Raw genomic sequence first — 16,473 nt, forward strand, 5'->3', positions numbered from 1 at the left:
TCTGGCTGCGCAGGCCCGATGCCGCTCAATTGCTGGGTCGTCTGAGGTGCAGCCCGGCTCCTAGAGGTACTGCGCGACCTTCTTGCCGACGGTCAGAAACCGTAGCGGGTCTATGGCCTCGCCGTTGTGGCGGACCTCGTAGTGCAGGTGCGGGCCGGTCGAGCGGCCGCTGTTGCCGGTCTTGCCGATGATGTCTCCGGCATCGAGCTTCTGGCCGACGGCGACGTCGATTTCGCTGAGATGCCCGTAACGCGTTACAAAACCGTTGCCGTGGTCGACCTCGATCATGCGGCCGTAGCCGCCGTTCCAGCCGGCCTTGACGACCACGCCGGCTGCCGTGACCTTGGCCGGCATACCGACCGGCGCCCTGAAATCCATGCCGGAATGCAAGGCGGCCGTGCCGAGGATGGGGTCGGTGCGCACGCCGAACGGGCTGGTGACGCTATGGCCGGGGGCGGGGTTGGCGAGCGGCAGCCGGCGCGCTTCCTTTTTAAGATGATCCAGCGCGTCAAGCGCTTCGTCCAACTCCTTGACTTTGCTGTCGAAGACCAACGAGCTGTCGAGCGGTATCAGCGGGCCGCCGACGTCGCTCTTTTCGAATTCGCTATCGACGGGCAGGCCGGCGGCCTCGAGCGCCTGCGAGATCGCGTCGGCGCTCTTGTAGGCATTGTCGGCAAGTGTGGCGATGCGCGTGAGCTGCTGGCTCTCGATGGCCTTCAGCGAGTTGTTGATCGAAACGAAGAGCTTGTCTGCCCGGTCGGCCGCACTTTCGGTCGGCAGCGGATCGGCGCGGGTCGACCACAGCGAGAACGGCCTCGTGTCGTTGCTGGCAGGGGGGGCAGCAAGGCTGGCGACGGAATAGGCCATCGGCTGGATGCTGCCGATCGCGTCGGCGTGTTCGTCCGGCTTTGCCGTCGGCACGGGCGGCGTTGCGACCTCATTTTCGGCTCGTTCGAGGATCGGGCCGAGGCGGCCGTGACGCAGGCTGAGCTGGCTCTGCCGTTCCAGCAGCTCGCTGACCTTGGTTTCCATCAGTTGCTGATCGAGAAGCTGGCGGCTGGTGATACGGTCGACCTGGCTGCGCAGTGCCGAGATGCGGTCTTCGTAGGCCTGCTGCATACGCGCCTGCCGCGCCGTCGTGGCGCCGATCAGATCGTCGCGCAGCACCAGATAAGAGGTCGCCAGCAGGTAGCCAATGACGACCGCCGCCAGCGCCGAGCCGCAAAATGCAGCCAGCCACGGGCGTATGGTGAAATGCCTTATCTGGTCGCCCCGGGCGATGATGACCGTGTGGGGCTCTTTGCGTCTGCCGAAGACCGCTGACTGACTGGCTACGTTCACGGGACCAAGCTTTCGTTACGACACCAACGACGAGCCTGATTACACATTATTAGGGTTAACAAAGTTTTGTCTTCGCGCAAAACGGGTATCGAATTGCAGCGGCCTGCCGCAGCTCTCAAATTGCGCGAACCGCCTCCAGCACGTCTTCGGCGTGCCCCTTGACGCGGACGTTGCGCCAGATCCTGGCGATGCGTCCGTCCCGGCCAATCAGGAACGTCGCCCGCTCGACGCCCATATAGGTGCGGCCGTAGAGCTTCTTTTCCACCCACAAATGGTAAGCCTCGATCACCTTGCGCTCTTCGTCGGCGACAAGGTCGATGCTCAGATCGTATTTCGCCTTGAATTTGTCGTGTTTCTTGACGCTGTCCGGCGACAGCCCGATGACGACGGCGCCGGCCTTTTCGAACTCCGGCTTCAACTGCGAAAAACCGATCGCCTCGTTGGTGCAGCTTGTGGTGTCGTCCTGTGGGTAGAAATAGAGTACGATGGGCTTTCCCAGCAGTGCGGCGAGATTGAGTGAACCGCCGCCGTCGCGCGGAAGATCGAATTGCGGGGCAACATCGCCCACGTCGAGGTCAGCCATACCGATGCCCTTGTTTGAGGTTACGCGCCAGGCTGCATCGATATAATGTCGAGCGGGGATTCGTCCACGATCGAATTCGTTTCAACGGAAGATTACGTGGATCAGGAGCTGCCGCAGCACGAGAAGATCAGGTTCAGGCGTGACGAGATCACCGACCTGGGAACCTTTCCGTCCGCGTGCCGCGTCCCGCCGCTCGGCCAGGCATCGATCGGTCGCGGCGTTCGTTTGATGGCGCGGCTGTTTGCCGGCCTCGTCGCCCTTGTGCTGCTGGCGGCCGCCGGCGTCTATGCGATCGGCGTGTCCGGCTTCGGCTCGGAGCGGCTTCGCGCGGAAGCCGAAACGGCAATCGAGAAATTGGCTGGCTTCGATGTCGACGTTGCCGTCGGGCCGGCACGGCTGACGCTTGACGGGTCGAGCTTCATTGCGCTGCAGGTCAGCGACGTCAGCCTCAAGACCGCCGACGGCAAACCGATGGCCGATGCGGGCCGGGTCCGCTTCGGCATCCGGCTGATCCCGCTGCTTTCGGGCGAGGTGCGGCTGACCAGCGCCCGGATTTCCGACGCGCACATCGTCATGGCGGCGATGCCGTCCGGCGGCGACTGGACGGCCGGGCTGCGCAACCAGGACGGCCTCATCGATCCGGAAAAACTTTCCGCCGCCGTCTTCGCCAACCTCAATCGCGCGCTCGATGCGGTGCGCGAGGATTCGATGCGCCAGATCGATCTGCGCAACGTCGAGCTGGCACTGGCCGAGACCGGATCGGTCAAGTCGGTCACCATCGCCGACGCCTCCGTCTCGCAGTCGGGACCGGGAAGCATGGAGTTTTCATCCGACGCGGATGTCGACGGCAGGGCGCTTACCATCGCCGCTTCCGCCACCCGCGATCCGGCGACGCGACGCATCACCACGCTGGACGCCAGCATCCAGACGGCGGATGCCGACGCTGCGGCAGCAGGTGGCAAATTGGGCGCGATCGCCTTGAAGCTGACGGGGTCGGAAGGAGCCGGCGAAAACGGCTCGCGGCTGACCGCTGGCCTGTCGCTGACCGGGTCGGTGCTCGATCTCGGTTCGCGCGGCCTGCTTCCGGCCGACATCGATCTCGATGCAACGCTCGTCGCCGGCTCGAACAAGATCCAGGTCGAAGGTTTGCTGGTGAAAACCGGCCGCTCGACCTTCGATTTCGCCGGTTCGATCGGGCCGAAGCCGGCTACCGGCACAGCGGGCGAGGAGCCATCCTATCGTTACGACCTGACCAGCGACGGTTCGACCCTGGCGCCTTCGGATTCGCCGGAGCCGGCACTCGGCTTCATTTCCCGTATTGCAGGCGTCTACCAGCCGACGAGCCAAAAGCTGGTCGCCGAGCAGATCGGCGTCCGGTCCGGACCGGGCAGCGAAGTGCTGGGCACGGCTTCGGTTGCATTCGTGGCCAACCAGGCGCCGGGCATATCGGTGGCGCTCAACGTCCACGACATGCCGGTCTCGCACGTCAAGCAATTATGGCCATGGTTTTCGGCGCGCAATGCCAGGCTGTGGGTGCTTAAGAACCTGTTCGGCGGCCGCGTCGTCGATGGCAGCCTGCAATTTCAGGTCGTACCCGGACGGCTCGGCAACGGCGTGCCGCTTTCAGCCGATGAAGTGTTCGGCCGATTCCAGGTCGAAGGATCGCGCTTCGACACGGCCGGCCGCATTCCGCCGATCCGCGATGCCGTCGGCGTCGTCGGCTTCCACGGCAATGACGTCGACGTCGCGCTGTCCTCGGGCAGCGTCTATATGCCGAGCGGCCGCACCGTGGCGGCAAGCAACGGCACGCTCACCGTCAAGGCGGCGAACCATCCGCCGGTGATCGGCGCGCTCGATATCGATGTCGCCGGCGAGGCACCGGCAATCGCCGAGCTGGCATCCTACGACCCGATCAACGCCATGCGCCATGTCGGCCTGCTACCGGACGACCTGTCCGGCACGGTGACCGGCCACGTCAAGGCCGATATTCCGCTGCAGTCCGGCGTCGACTCGTCCAAACTCGATTGGCTGGTGGCGCTCGACTACAAGGACCTGTCGCTGGGCAAGCCGTTCGAGGGCCAGACGGTCAGCCATGCCGACGGCTCGATCACCGTCGCGCCCGACCGGGCGGTGATCTCGGCCAAGGCACTGCTCAACGGCATTCCGGCCGAACTCGACCTGATCGAGCCGCTCAAGGATGGCGGCCCGCCGCGCAGTCGCAAAGTGGCGCTGGTGCTCGACGACAAGACCCGCGCCACCGCCATGCCTGGCCTGTCGACGCTGCTTTCCGGAACCATCAAGGTGGCAATCGACAAGAGCGGCACCGGCAACCAGAACGTCTCGGCGGACCTGACCAATGCCAGGCTGGACATTCCCTGGGCCGGCTGGAGCAAGGGGCCCGGCATTTCCGCCAATGTCGTCTTCGCCATGGCGAAGACCGGCGACACCACGACGCTGTCCAATTTCGAACTCGACGGCAAGAGCTTCTCCATCGACGGCAGCGCGGTGCTGGTCAACGGCGCCTTGTCCTCGGCCCGATTCAGCAAGGTCACGTTGAACAGGGGCGACGACGTCGCCGTCTCGGTGAAGCGGTCGGGCAAGGCCTATGCGGTCGAGGTCAGCGGTAGCGCGCTGGACGCACGCTCGCTGATCAAGCAATTCACGTCCGATGTCGACACCGCCACCAAGACCACCGGCGTCGATGCGATCTCGGTCAGCGCCGACGTCAGCTCCCTGACCGGCTTCCACGACGAGGTGCTGTCCAATCTGAAGCTCGACTATAGCGCCGCCGGCTCCCGGGTGAACGGGCTCAAGGTGAGCGCCACAGCAAGTTCGGGAGCCGCGATCACCGTCAGCAACACGACCGGCGGCGGCCTGCGCACGCTCAACATGAAGTCGGCCGACGCCGGCGCCATACTGCGCTTCCTCAACATCTACGAGCATATGGAAGGCGGCTCGATCACGCTGGCGCTCACTGGGGCCGGCGACGGTCCGATGAAAGGCCAGGTCGACGCCAAGGACTTCTTTATCGTCAACGAGCCGAAGCTCGCCTCAATCGTATCGACGACGCCGGCCGGCGACAGCCACAGCCTCAACGAGGCGGTCAAAGGCAATCTCGACACGTCGAGGGTGAAGTTCGAGCGCGGCTTCAGCGAGATCGACAAGGGCAGCGGCTATCTCAAGCTGCGCAACGGCGTGCTGCGCGGCTCGCGTATCGGCACCACCTTCCAGGGCACGCTGTACGACCAGAACAACAATATGGACATGACCGGCACGTTCATGCCGGCCTATGGCGTAAACCGCATTTTCGGCGAACTGCCGCTGATCGGCGCGCTGCTCGGCAACGGCCGCGACCGCGGCCTGATCGGCGTCACCTACAGACTCAGGGGTAACGCCAACAAGCCAATCCTCGACGTCAATCCGCTATCGGTAATCGCGCCCGGGATATTCCGGTCGATCTTCGAGTATCGCTGAGGCGGGTAGGTGGGCGGGTGAGGCGAAGAGGCCGCGTGAGGTGGTGTTCAGCGTAGCAGCGCCTAGAGGTAACGGCATGGATCCTAGGGTCTCCGCGACCCATTGCTTGTGCCCGTCCCGGCCCGGTTTCACCTGAATCTCAGCAGACGCTCAAACCGGCCGCACCAGAACGTGCTTCTTCTTGCCGAGCGACAGTTTTGCGACGTTTTCCGGCCCAAGATCCTGCAGCGTCACCATCCGGCGATCGTCGGCTACGGGCTGATCGTTGAGGCGCACGGCGCCGCCCTGGATATGCCGCCGTGCCTCGCCGTTGGACCCAGCCAGCCCGGCGGTGACGAACAGCGACAATATGCCGACGCCGGCTTCAAGATCGGCCCTGCCCACCTCGACGGTTGGCAGTGTTTCGGCGAGCGCGCCTTCTTCGAACGTCTTACGCGCCGTTTCGCTGGCCTCCTCCGCCGCCTCGCGGCCATGCAGCATGGCGGTGATTTCGGTGGCGAGGATCTTCTTGGCTTCGTTGATCTCCGAGCCGCCGAGCCGTCCGAGGCGTGCCATCTCGGCGAGCGGCAGGGTCGTGTAGAGCTTCAGGAAACGGCCGACATCGGCATCCTCGGTGTTGCGCCAATATTGCCAGAACTCGTAGGGGCTCAACATTTCCGCATCGAGCCAGACCGCGCCCGAGGCCGACTTGCCCATCTTGGCGCCGGAGGAGGTGGTGAGCAGCGGCGTCGTCAGCGCATAGAGCTGCGCGCCTTCCATCCGATGGCCGAGATCGATGCCGTTGACGATGTTGCCCCACTGGTCGGAGCCGCCCATCTGCAGCCGGCAGCCGAGGCGCTTGTAGAGCTCTACGAAGTCGTAGGCCTGCAGGATCATGTAGTTGAATTCGAGGAACGACAGCGACTGCTCGCGCTCCAGCCGGAGCTTGACCGAATCGAACGCCAGCATGCGGTTGACCGAAAAATGCCGGCCGACATCGCGCAGGAAATTGACGTAGTTGATGTCCATCAGCCAGTCGGCATTGTTGATCATGACGGCGTCGTTGGGGCCGCTGCCAAATTTGAGGTAGGGCGTGAAGTTGCGGCGGATGCCGGCGAGATTGTTCTCGATGTCCTGCGGCGTCAAAAGCTTGCGCGCCTCGTCCTTGAACGACGGATCGCCGATCATCGAGGTGCCGCCGCCCATCAGCGCGATCGGCCGGTGGCCGGTCTGCTGCAGCCAGTAAAGCATCATGATCTGGATCAGCGACCCGGCATGCAGGCTTCTGGCGGTGGCGTCGAAGCCGATATAGGCGCTCACCGTCTCCGTGGCGAAAAGCTGGTCGAGGCCGGCATCGTCCGAGGTCTGGTGGATGAAGCCGCGCTCGCTCATCGTGCGCAGGAAATCGGATTTGAAGGCGGACATTTTTCTTCCCGAAAGGCTTCCGGCCGAACGCGGCCCGGCTATGCATGAAGGCGGGCGTTTAGCACTCAAGCGCGATCAGCAAAAGTGGAATCCGGTTTTACGTCCGATCGCGCTTCGGATGGGTTTGCGCGATCAGCAAAGTGGAATCCGGTTTTTGCGTCCGCGCGGATAGCGTGCGGCCTGCTTGCGTCATTGTTTCGGCTGGCGTAATGAGGCGCCGCGCCAGCGGGGCTCTTCCTCTGGACCGCGCGGCATCGATCGAATGCCATATCCTGTGACAGAGTCGAGATGCCGGAGATATCCATCGTCATTCCTTGCCGGAACGAGGCGGCGAACCTGCCGCTTCTGCTCGACGAGATCGGCACTGCCTTGGCCGGGCGGGACTTCGAGGTCATTGTCGTCGACGACGGCTCGACAGACGATACGCCTTCGGTGCTTGCCGCAGAAGCAGCGCTTCGCCGGTTTCCGCTGCGCCATCTCAGGCATGAAAAATCCGCCGGCCAGTCGCTCTCGGTGCGCTCGGGTGCCTGGGCGGCGCGCGGCGATATCGTCGCCACCATCGACGGCGACGGCCAGAACGACCCCGGCTACATCCCAGTATTGATCGACGCGTTGCGGCAGGCTGGTCCCGACGTCGGGGCGGCGCAGGGACAGCGTCTGAAGCGCCGCGACAGCAAGATCAAGCAGCTGGCGTCGCGTTTCGCCAACGGGCTGAGAAAAGCCATCCTGCACGACGAGACGCGGGATACCGGCTGCGGCCTCAAGGCGATCCACACCGACATTTTGCGGAAATTGCCGTTCTTCGACGGCACCCACCGCTTTGTTCCGGCGCTGGTCATCCAGGAGGGCTACCGCGTCGTCCATTGCGACGTCGTCGACCGTTCCCGCCGTTACGGCAAATCGAATTACGGCATCTTCGATCGCGGCCTTCAGGGCGTGCTCGATCTTGCCGGCGTCTGGTGGCTGCGCCGCAGGCGCCGCAGAATGCCCAAAGTAGAGGAAATCAGGCATGGGTAACGTGCTTCAGGAATTGGCGACCTGGCTTCACGATGTTTTCGTCAAGCAATTCGATGCCTGGGTTCTGCTCGGCTTCGTCGCCCAGTTCTTCTTCACCATGCGTTTTCTGGTGCAGTGGGTGGCGTCGGAAAAGGCCAAGCGCAGCGTCGTGCCGATCGCGTTCTGGTTCTTTTCGCTGTTCGGCGGCGGCCTGCTGCTGGTCTACGCCATCCAGCGCCAGGATCCAGTGTTCATCGCCGGCCAGGCCATGGGCCTGTTGATCTATATCCGCAATCTCTGGCTGATCGCCAACGAGCGCAAGGCGGCGATGACCAAGGTCGATTGAGCCCGCCACCGGCCTGAAACCGGTCGAGCAAGCAATCCAGATTACTTGCCGTCCAGCCCGCCGTAGGACCTTACCAGCTGGACCATGTCGGCCGAGTTGGCAGTCTCGCTCTCGAGCCCCTCGGCGACACCGACGCGGTCGGCGGCCGGGCGGTTCTGGCTGACTTTCCATTTGCCGCTGATTTCGGTGATTTCGATTTCCAGGCCGACGATGCCCTTGATCTGCGACTGGATGAACGGTGCCGGCGCGTCGGTCACCGCCCATGGCGCCGAGCGGCTGCCCTCCTGCGACATCGTCAGATCGGAAATCTGCTCGGCCAGCCAATCCTGGTCTTCGATCACCGTGACGATGCCGCGCACCTGGACGATGGCGTAGTTCCAGGTCGGTACCACCTTGCCGGTTTCACGCTTGGTCTCGTACCAGGACGGCGTCACATAGGCATCGGCGCCCTGGAAGACGACCAGCACCGGCGCCAGGGGATTGTCGGCCAAAAGCCGCCATTGCGGATTGGCCTTGGCCAAATGGGCGCGCAGCCTGCCGTTCGGTGGCACATCGGGGGCAAGCAGGAAGGGAATCGCGTTGGCGACCGGCCCCTCGGCGCCGTTCGACACCAGCAGGCCAAGCGGATGCGCCCGGATCAGCCCGTGCAGGACCTCCTGCCGTGTTTCCTGGAAGTGAGGTGGTTGGTACATCGCCGATTATCTCAGCCGCTTCGGCCGTGGGTCGGAAAGTTCTCCGGCCAGCCGGCGATCGAGATAGTCCGCGCATTCCTCGATCAGAAGCTCGGCATGGTTGGCAAAGAAATGGTTGGCGCCGGGCAAGGTCTTCTGGGTGATGGTAATGCCCTTTTGCGTGTGCAGCTTGTCGACCAGCCCCTGCACGTCCTTGGGCGGCGCGACCTTGTCGGCATCGCCATGGATGATCAGGCCGGACGACGGGCATGGCGCCAGGAACGAGAAATCATAGGTATTGGGCTGCGGCGCGACCGAGATGAAGCCCTCGATCTCGGGCCGGCGCATCAGAAGCTGCATGCCGATCCACGAGCCGAACGAATAGCCGGCAACCCAGCAGCTCTTGGAATCCGGATGCAGCGACTGCACCCAGTCGAGCGCCGCGGCGGCGTCGGACAACTCGCCGGTGCCGTGGTCGAACTCGCCCTGGCTGCGGCCGATGCCGCGGAAATTGAAGCGCAGCGTGGTGAAATTGCGCTTCTGGAACATGTAGAAGAGGTCGTAGACGATCTTGTTGTTCATCGTCCCGCCGAACTGGGGGTGCGGGTGCAGGACGATGGCAATCGGCGCGCTCTTTTCCTTCGAGGGCTGATAGCGACCCTCCAGGCGGCCGGCCGGACCGGTGAAAATGACCTCAGGCATGAAATACTCCACTTGGCATAAATTGCGCGGCGCCCGGAACAACTTTCCCTAGGCCTTGACGCAGGGCGAGCGTCTTTCTAGAAGCTAGTTTAGAATTGTTCAAAACTGGGCGGCCAAAAACTGTGGCTCGGCCACCCGCGCCGCAAGCCGCGTAAATAGGACGTCTTGCCTTGCAATTTCAAGGAAATAACGCGCTATCTTCGCGGAACGGCTTTTGAAGGGACCAGTTGGACGGAAATGGCCGGAGCACGCGCCTATCTCGACTACAACGCCAGCGCGCCGCTGCTTACCTCGGCGCGCGCGGCCGTAATCGCTGCGCTTGACGTCGTCGCCAACCCGTCCTCGGTCCATGCCGAGGGCCGCGCGGCGCGGCGGCTGATCGAAGACGCCAGGCGCGACGTGGCGCGACTGGTCAGCGCCAAAGCCGAGCATGTCGTGTTCACCTCCGGCGCGACGGAAGCGGCCTCGACGCTGCTGACGCCGGACTGGCAGATGGGGCGCGGCGCCGTCCGCATGAGCCGGCTTTACGTGTCCGAGGCTGACCATCCCTGCCTGCTGAATGGCGGGCGCTTCCCTGCGGCGCAGGTGACGCGGATCGGCGTCGACGCCGACGGCATCGTCAGGTTCGACGCCCTGGCGGCAGCGCTCGGTGCGCATGACAAGGCCGACGGTTTGCCGCTGGTAGCGATCCACGCCGCCAACAACGAGACCGGCGTGATCCAGCCGATTGGCCGCATTGCCGAAATCGTCAAGGCGGCGGGTGGCATCCTGGTTGTCGATGCGGTGCAGGCGGCCGGCCGCATTCCGCTCGATATGTCAGCGGGTTACGCAGACTATTTGATTCTCTCGTCGCACAAGATCGGCGGTCCCAAGGGCGTCGGCGCCATTGTCGCGGCGTCAGACCTGATGATGCCAAAACCGCTGGTCAGTGGCGGTGGCCAGGAAAAAGGCCATCGCGGCGGCACCGAAAACCTGGCGGCGATTGCCGGGTTTGGCGCGGCCGCTAGCGAGGCGTCTGGCGGGTTGCAAACGATCGATGCGGTGCGGCAGCGTCGCGACGAAATCGAGGCGATCGTGAAAACGCTTGTTCCGGACGCCGAAATCTTCGGGACCGGCGCGCCAAGGCTTGCCAATACGACATTCTTCGCTATTGCCGGCATCAAGGCCGAGACGGCGCAGATTGCCTTCGACCTGGCCGGCGTGGCGCTGTCGGCCGGATCGGCCTGTTCGTCGGGCAAAGTCGGGCCGAGCCGCGTGCTGAAAGCCATGGGTTACGGCGACGGCTTTGGCGCGTTGCGCGTGTCCATCGGCCACGCGACCAGCGCTGAAGATATCGAGCTGTTTCGTTCGGCGCTGGCGACGATCGTCGCGCGGCGGGCAAACAGGGAAAAGGCCGCCTGAGCGCGGCAACGGAACATTTGGGCCTTGCGGCCTGGTAGAGCCGTGCGTTCGAATTTGGCCGGGTGAATTTCCGGCATGAACGCACTATATGAAACTTACGCCGCCTCGGATGCCCAAGGGTGCTCGCTTGCGGTGCCATAGTTTGAAAACTGCCGGGCCTTGACCCCGGCGTGGATGGAGAACGCTGATGCCTGCTGTGCAGGAGACGATCGATCGGGTCCGAAAGATCGACGTCGACCAGTATAAATACGGATTCCAGACCGAAATCGCGATGGACAAGGCCCCAAAGGGCCTGAGCGAAGACATTATCCGCTTCATTTCGGCGAAGAAGGACGAGCCGTCCTGGATGCTGGAATGGCGTCTGGAAGCCTATCGGCGCTGGGTGACGCTGGACGAGCCGAAGTGGGCACGCGTCCATTATCCGAAGATCGATTTCCAGGACCTCTACTACTATGCGGCGCCCAAGAGCACGCCGGGACCGACCTCGCTGAGCGACGTCGATCCCGAACTGTTGAGGGTCTACGAAAAGCTCGGTATCCCGCTGAGGGAACAGGAAATCCTCGCTGGCGTGCAGAAGACCGATGCGTCGGAACTCGAGGAACCCAGCGACAATGTCTATAAATCCGGCCGCGTTGCGGTCGATGCCGTGTTCGATTCGGTGTCCGTCGTCACCACCTTCAAGAAGGAGCTGGCGCAGGCCGGCGTCATCTTCTGCTCGATCTCGGAAGCCATCCGCGAGCATCCGGAACTGGTGAAGAAGTATCTCGGTTCGGTCGTGCCGACCTCCGACAATTTCTACGCCACGCTGAATTCGGCGGTGTTCACCGACGGCTCCTTCGTCTTCGTGCCGAAGGGCGTGCGATGCCCGATGGAATTGTCGACTTATTTCCGCATGAACGAGAAGAACACCGGCCAGTTCGAGCGCACGCTGATCATCGCCGAGGAGGGGGCCTATGTCTCCTATCTCGAAGGCTGCACGGCGCCGCAGCGCGACGAGAACCAGCTTCACGCCGCGGTGGTCGAACTGATCGCGCTCGACGATGCCGAGATCAAATACTCGACGGTGCAGAACTGGTACCCCGGCGACGCCGAGGGCAAGGGCGGCATCTACAATTTCGTCACCAAGCGCGGCGACTGCCGCGGCCATCGTTCGAAGATTTCGTGGACGCAGGTCGAGACCGGCTCGGCTATCACCTGGAAATATCCGAGCTGCATCCTGCGCGGCGACGATTCCAGCGGCGAGTTCTATTCGATCGCCGTCTCGAACGGCTACCAGCAGGTCGATAGCGGCACCAAGATGATCCATCTCGGCAAGAACACGTCGAGCCGCATCATCTCCAAGGGCATTGCCGCCGGCTTCTCGCAGAACACCTATCGCGGCCAGGTCTCGGCACACCGCAAGGCGACCAACGCCCGCAACTTCACCAACTGCGACTCCCTGCTGATCGGCGACCAATGCGGCGCACACACTGTGCCCTACATGGAAGCCAAGAATTCGACGGCGCAGTTCGAGCACGAAGCCACCACCTCGAAGATTTCCGAGGACCAAAAATTCTACGTCATGCAGCGCGGCATTCCGGAAGAAGAGGCGATCGCGCTGATCGTCAACGGCTTCGTCAAGGACGTCATCCAGCAACTGCCGATGGAGTTCGCGGTCGAGGCGCAGAAGCTGATCGGGATTAGCCTCGAGGGCTCGGTCGGCTGACCGATAAAGAACTTTCAGGAAAGAATAAGAATGCTTGAAATCAGAAACCTCCATGCCCGCATCGTCGATGACGGCACCGAGATCATTCGCGGCCTGAACCTCACGGTCAGGGCCGGCGAGGTCGCCGCCATCATGGGGCCGAACGGCTCGGGAAAGTCGACGCTGTCCTACATCCTTGCCGGGCGCGAGGATTATGAGGTCACCGAGGGCGACATCCTCTACAACGGCCAGTCGATCCTCGAAATGGATCCGGCCGAGCGCGCAACCGCCGGCATCTTCCTCGCCTTCCAGTATCCGATGGAGATACCGGGGGTGGCGACGATGGAATTCCTGAAAGTGGCGATGAACGAGCAGCGCAAGGCGCGCGGCGAAGAACCGCTGAAGATCCCGGAATTCCTGAAGCGGGTGAAGGATGCCGCCGGCTCGCTGAACATGGACATGGCGATGCTGAAGCGGCCGCTCAATGTCGGCTTTTCCGGCGGCGAGAAGAAGCGCGCCGAGATCCTGCAGATGAAGCTGCTTGAGCCGAAACTCTGCGTCCTCGACGAGACCGATTCCGGCCTCGATATCGATGCGCTGAAGATCGTCGCGGACGGCGTCAACACGCTGCGCTCGCCGGACCGGGCCATCGTCGTCATCACCCACTACCAGCGCCTGCTCCAATACATCGTGCCTGATACGGTGCACGTGCTCTACAGAGGCCAGGTGATCAAGTCGGGCGACAAGTCGCTGGCGCTCGACCTCGAGGCCAATGGCTATGCCGGTGTGATCGGGCAAGCCGCGTGAGATGCCAGCAGGCCCGGAAGGCAAGCCAAACAAGGCGATACTGATGAATATGCACACGACACCCCAGCGAACATTGGCCGAAACGGCGCTGATCGACGCCTTCGGCGAGCGGCTGTCGCTGCTGCCCGGCGACGGCGCGGTGATGCTGAAGCGCGACGACGCCATCGAGGCGATCAAGGGCGGCCTGCCGACGCGGCGCATCGAATCCTGGCATTACACAGACCTGCGCCGGCTGCTGACCTCGGTGCCGGACTTCGATCCGGCAGCGGTCGCGAAAGCCATTGCGCCGATCGTCGAAGGCTCCAGCGTTTTGCCGGTGCTGAACGGCGTTTCGAGTACGAAACTGCCCGATATCGAAGGCGTTGCCGTGCAGCGCCTGTCGGAAAAGCTGACCGACGGCAGCATCGCCCCCGGGCTGGATTCCTATGGCAGCGACGATGCCATCGGCGCGCTGAACACTGCCTTTGTCGCCGACGGCTATTTCGTCGATATCGCTGACGGTACCCAACTGAAAAAGCCGCTCGAACTGCAGAATTTGCAGGCCGGTGGACAGACGCATGTACGCTTGGCCGTCCGTGTCGGTGCCGGCGCCAGGGCTGTCGTCGTCGAACGCCAGGCAGGCGAGGGGGCGGCGCTGGTCAGTTCGGTCAGCCAGCTTGTGCTTGGCGAGGGCGCCGAAGTGACATGGCTGGTCGTGCAGGAGCAGCCGGATACGGCAACGCATCTCGCTCAGTTCAAGGCGCATCTCGGTAAGAATTCGAAACTGACGCTGTTCGTGATGAATGCCGGCGGCAAGCTGGTCCGCCAGGAGGTCGTTGTGAAGACGACCGGCGAGGGCGCCGAATTCACGCTGCGTGGTATCAATCTGCTCGCCGGCGACACCCATACCGACGTCACCATGGTGCTTGACCACGCCGTGCCGCATACCGCCTCGACCGAAGTCATCCGCAACGTGGTGACCGGCAGCGCGCGCGGCGTCTTCCAGGGCCGCATCAACGTCCACCAATATGCGCAGAAGACCAACGCCAAGATGGCCTGCAACACGCTGCTTTTGTCGGACGACGGCGAGTTCTCGACCAAGCCGGAGCTCGAAATCTTTGCCGACGACGTCATCTGCGGCCATGGCGCGACCGTCACCGAGATCGACCACAGCCATCTGTTTTACCTGATGGCGCGCGGCATCGACGAGAAGACTGCGCGCGGCCTGCTGGTCAAGGCCTTCGTCGCCGAGGTGATCGAGGAACTGGATGACGAGGCCATCGTCGAGGCGCTGGAAGCACGGCTCGACAACTGGTTCGTGGCGCACGGGTAGGTGGCTGAGGGGTGCTGGACGGAATGAGGCGGTGCCTCGAGAGAGCTTGTGATGGACCAGAAAGTCGAAAACATCCCCTATGACGTCGAGGCGATCCGCCGCGACTTCCCGATCCTGTCGCGGCAAGTCTACGGAAAACCGCTGGTCTATCTCGACAATGGCGCCTCGGCGCAGAAGCCGCAGGCCGTGCTCGACGCTATCCAGCACGCCTATTCCCAGGAATATGCCAACGTCCATCGCGGCCTGCATTTCCTGTCGAATGCCGCGACCGACGCTTATGAGAAGGCTCGCGAGACGGTGCGCCGTTTCCTCAACGCGCCAAGCACCGACAACATCGTCTTCACCTCGAACACCACGGCGGCGATCAACACGGTCGCCTACGGCTTCGGCATGCCCAATATCGGCGAAGGCGACGAGATCGTGCTCTCGATCATGGAGCACCACTCCAACATCGTGCCGTGGCATTTCATCCGCGAGCGGCAGGGCGCCAAGCTGGTATGGGTGCCGGTCGACGATCTCGGCGTCTTCCACATCGAGGAATTCGAAAAGCGGCTGACAGACCGGACAAAGCTGGTCGCCATCACCCATATGTCGAATGCGCTGGGCACGGTGACGCCGATCAAGGAGATCGTGCGCATTGCGCACGCGCGCGGCATTCCGGTGCTGGTCGACGGCAGCCAGAGCGCCGTGCATATGCCGATCGACGTGCAGGATCTCGACTGCGATTTCTTCGTCTTCACCGGCCACAAGGTCTATGGCCCGTCGGGCATCGGCGTGCTCTACGGCAAGAAGGGTATTCTGGAGCGCATGCGCCCGTTCATGGGCGGCGGCGAGATGATCGAGGAGGTGACGCAAGACATCGTCACCTATAACGATCCGCCGCACCGTTTCGAGGCCGGCACGCCGCCGATCGTCCAGGCGATCGGGCTTGGTGCTGCGCTGGAATACATGGAAAAGATCGGCCGCGAGCGCATCGCCGCTCATGAGGCCGATCTGAAGGATTATGCGCATCAAAAACTGCGCGCCATCAATTCACTGCGCATCTTCGGCGATGCGCCGGGCAAGGGCGCCATCATCTCGTTCGAGCTGCAGGGCATCCACGCCCATGACGTGTCGATGGTCATCGACCGGCAGGGCGTGGCGGTCCGCGCCGGCACGCATTGCGCCCAGCCGCTGTTGAAACGCTTCGGCGTAACATCCACATGCAGGGCGTCGTTCGGCATGTACAATACCAGGGCCGAAGTCGATGCTTTGGCCGATGCGCTGGAAAAGGCGCGAAAGTTCTTCGGGTGACGATCATGGACGATGCCAGCCACACCGCCGAGACCGCTTCGGAAACGATGACCAATGCGGCGGTTTCCGGATCAACGATTCCCGCCGACGAACTGGCGCGGCTGACCGACGACATCGTCTCGGCGCTGAAGACGGTCTACGACCCGGAAATCCCGGCCGACATCTACGAACTCGGCCTCGTCTACAAGATCGACATCGAGGACGACCGCTCGGTCAAGATCGACATGACGCTGACCGCGCCGGGCTGCCCGGTGGCCGGCGAAATGCCGGGCTGGGTCGAAAACGCCGTCGGCGCCGTCGAGGGCGTCTCCGGCGTCGAGGTCAACATGACCTTCGACCCGCCCTGGTCGCCCGACCGCATGTCGGAAGAGGCGCAGGTGGCGGTGGGGTGGTATTAACATACGACCAGCCAGAGGCTGGCGCACTTGCGCCGGGTACAAAACTTCACCATTTTAGGTG

15 protein-coding genes are annotated in these 16,473 nt (G+C 63.2%); 10 read left to right on the plus strand and 5 right to left on the minus strand.

What is annotated here, in order from left to right:
• Window positions 1–60: 60 nt before the first annotated feature.
• Both NKH70_RS19830 and NKH70_RS19835 read right to left on the minus strand, forming a co-directional pair.
• Entirely contained in the window at window positions 61–1,341 is a 1,281-nt protein-coding gene (locus tag NKH70_RS19830) for a M23 family metallopeptidase (RefSeq protein WP_352714739.1), read from the minus strand.
• A gap of 115 nt (window positions 1,342–1,456) precedes the next feature.
• Window positions 1,457–1,924: a peroxiredoxin gene (locus tag NKH70_RS19835; RefSeq protein WP_352977424.1), complete on the minus strand. Its 468-nt coding sequence runs from the start codon at window positions 1,922–1,924 to the stop codon at window positions 1,457–1,459.
• Window positions 1,925–2,020: 96 nt separating this feature from the next.
• Here NKH70_RS19835 and NKH70_RS19840 point away from each other — a divergent pair, with 96 nt between their 5' ends.
• Window positions 2,021–5,398, plus strand: coding sequence for a hypothetical protein (locus NKH70_RS19840; protein WP_353025867.1), 3,378 nt, complete (start codon window positions 2,021–2,023; stop codon window positions 5,396–5,398).
• A gap of 150 nt (window positions 5,399–5,548) precedes the next feature.
• On the opposite strand, the gene tyrS is transcribed toward NKH70_RS19840, so the two are convergent.
• Window positions 5,549–6,802 (minus strand): tyrosine--tRNA ligase, encoded by a 1,254-nt coding sequence (gene tyrS / locus NKH70_RS19845; RefSeq protein WP_352977426.1) that lies wholly within the window; start codon window positions 6,800–6,802, stop codon window positions 5,549–5,551.
• Here tyrS and NKH70_RS19850 point away from each other — a divergent pair.
• The 3 genes from NKH70_RS19850 to NKH70_RS19860 all read left to right on the plus strand — a co-directional run bounded on the left by NKH70_RS19850 (window position 6,789) and on the right by NKH70_RS19860 (window position 8,144).
• Complete coding sequence (locus NKH70_RS19850) at window positions 6,789–6,974, plus strand: hypothetical protein (RefSeq protein WP_352977427.1); 186 nt, start codon at window positions 6,789–6,791, stop codon at window positions 6,972–6,974. The genes tyrS and NKH70_RS19850 overlap by 14 nt on opposite strands.
• Window positions 6,975–7,090: 116 nt before the next feature.
• Window positions 7,091–7,819 (plus strand): glycosyltransferase family 2 protein, encoded by a 729-nt coding sequence (locus tag NKH70_RS19855; RefSeq protein ID WP_352977428.1) that lies wholly within the window; start codon window positions 7,091–7,093, stop codon window positions 7,817–7,819.
• A complete protein-coding gene (locus tag NKH70_RS19860) occupies window positions 7,812–8,144 on the plus strand; it encodes a lipid-A-disaccharide synthase N-terminal domain-containing protein (RefSeq protein ID WP_023717355.1) in 333 nt (110 codons plus the stop codon). The genes NKH70_RS19855 and NKH70_RS19860 overlap by 8 nt, the downstream gene beginning before the upstream one ends.
• 41 nt (window positions 8,145–8,185) lie before the next feature.
• Here NKH70_RS19860 and NKH70_RS19865 read toward each other — a convergent pair whose 3' ends face one another.
• Window positions 8,186–8,836, minus strand: coding sequence for an FMN-binding negative transcriptional regulator (locus NKH70_RS19865; RefSeq protein WP_352977429.1), 651 nt, complete (start codon window positions 8,834–8,836; stop codon window positions 8,186–8,188).
• A gap of 6 nt (window positions 8,837–8,842) precedes the next feature.
• Entirely contained in the window at window positions 8,843–9,517 is a 675-nt protein-coding gene (locus NKH70_RS19870) for an alpha/beta hydrolase (RefSeq protein ID WP_023674683.1), read from the minus strand.
• 237 nt (window positions 9,518–9,754) lie between these two features.
• Between NKH70_RS19870 and NKH70_RS19875 the strand changes: the two genes are divergently transcribed.
• The 6 genes from NKH70_RS19875 to NKH70_RS19900 all read left to right on the plus strand — a co-directional run bounded on the left by NKH70_RS19875 (window position 9,755) and on the right by NKH70_RS19900 (window position 16,412).
• On the plus strand, window positions 9,755–10,918 hold the full coding sequence (locus NKH70_RS19875) for a cysteine desulfurase family protein (RefSeq protein ID WP_352977430.1): 1,164 nt from the start codon (window positions 9,755–9,757) through the stop codon (window positions 10,916–10,918).
• Between the two features lie 187 nt (window positions 10,919–11,105).
• Window positions 11,106–12,623: a Fe-S cluster assembly protein SufB gene (gene sufB, locus NKH70_RS19880; RefSeq protein WP_352977431.1), complete on the plus strand. Its 1,518-nt coding sequence runs from the start codon at window positions 11,106–11,108 to the stop codon at window positions 12,621–12,623.
• Window positions 12,624–12,653: 30 nt separating this feature from the next.
• Entirely contained in the window at window positions 12,654–13,409 is a 756-nt protein-coding gene (gene sufC, locus NKH70_RS19885; RefSeq protein WP_352977432.1) for a Fe-S cluster assembly ATPase SufC, read from the plus strand.
• A gap of 43 nt (window positions 13,410–13,452) precedes the next feature.
• On the plus strand, window positions 13,453–14,721 hold the full coding sequence (sufD, locus tag NKH70_RS19890) for a Fe-S cluster assembly protein SufD (RefSeq protein WP_352977433.1): 1,269 nt from the start codon (window positions 13,453–13,455) through the stop codon (window positions 14,719–14,721).
• A 51-nt stretch (window positions 14,722–14,772) separates the two neighbouring features.
• Window positions 14,773–16,014, plus strand: coding sequence for a cysteine desulfurase (locus tag NKH70_RS19895; protein WP_353025871.1), 1,242 nt, complete (start codon window positions 14,773–14,775; stop codon window positions 16,012–16,014).
• Window positions 16,015–16,019: 5 nt separating this feature from the next.
• Window positions 16,020–16,412 (plus strand): SUF system Fe-S cluster assembly protein, encoded by a 393-nt coding sequence (locus NKH70_RS19900; RefSeq protein WP_352977436.1) that lies wholly within the window; start codon window positions 16,020–16,022, stop codon window positions 16,410–16,412.
• Window positions 16,413–16,473 lie beyond the last annotated feature (61 nt).

It is taken from the genome of Mesorhizobium sp. M0991 (genome assembly GCF_040318915.1).
Classification (GTDB): domain Bacteria; phylum Pseudomonadota; class Alphaproteobacteria; order Rhizobiales; family Rhizobiaceae; genus Mesorhizobium.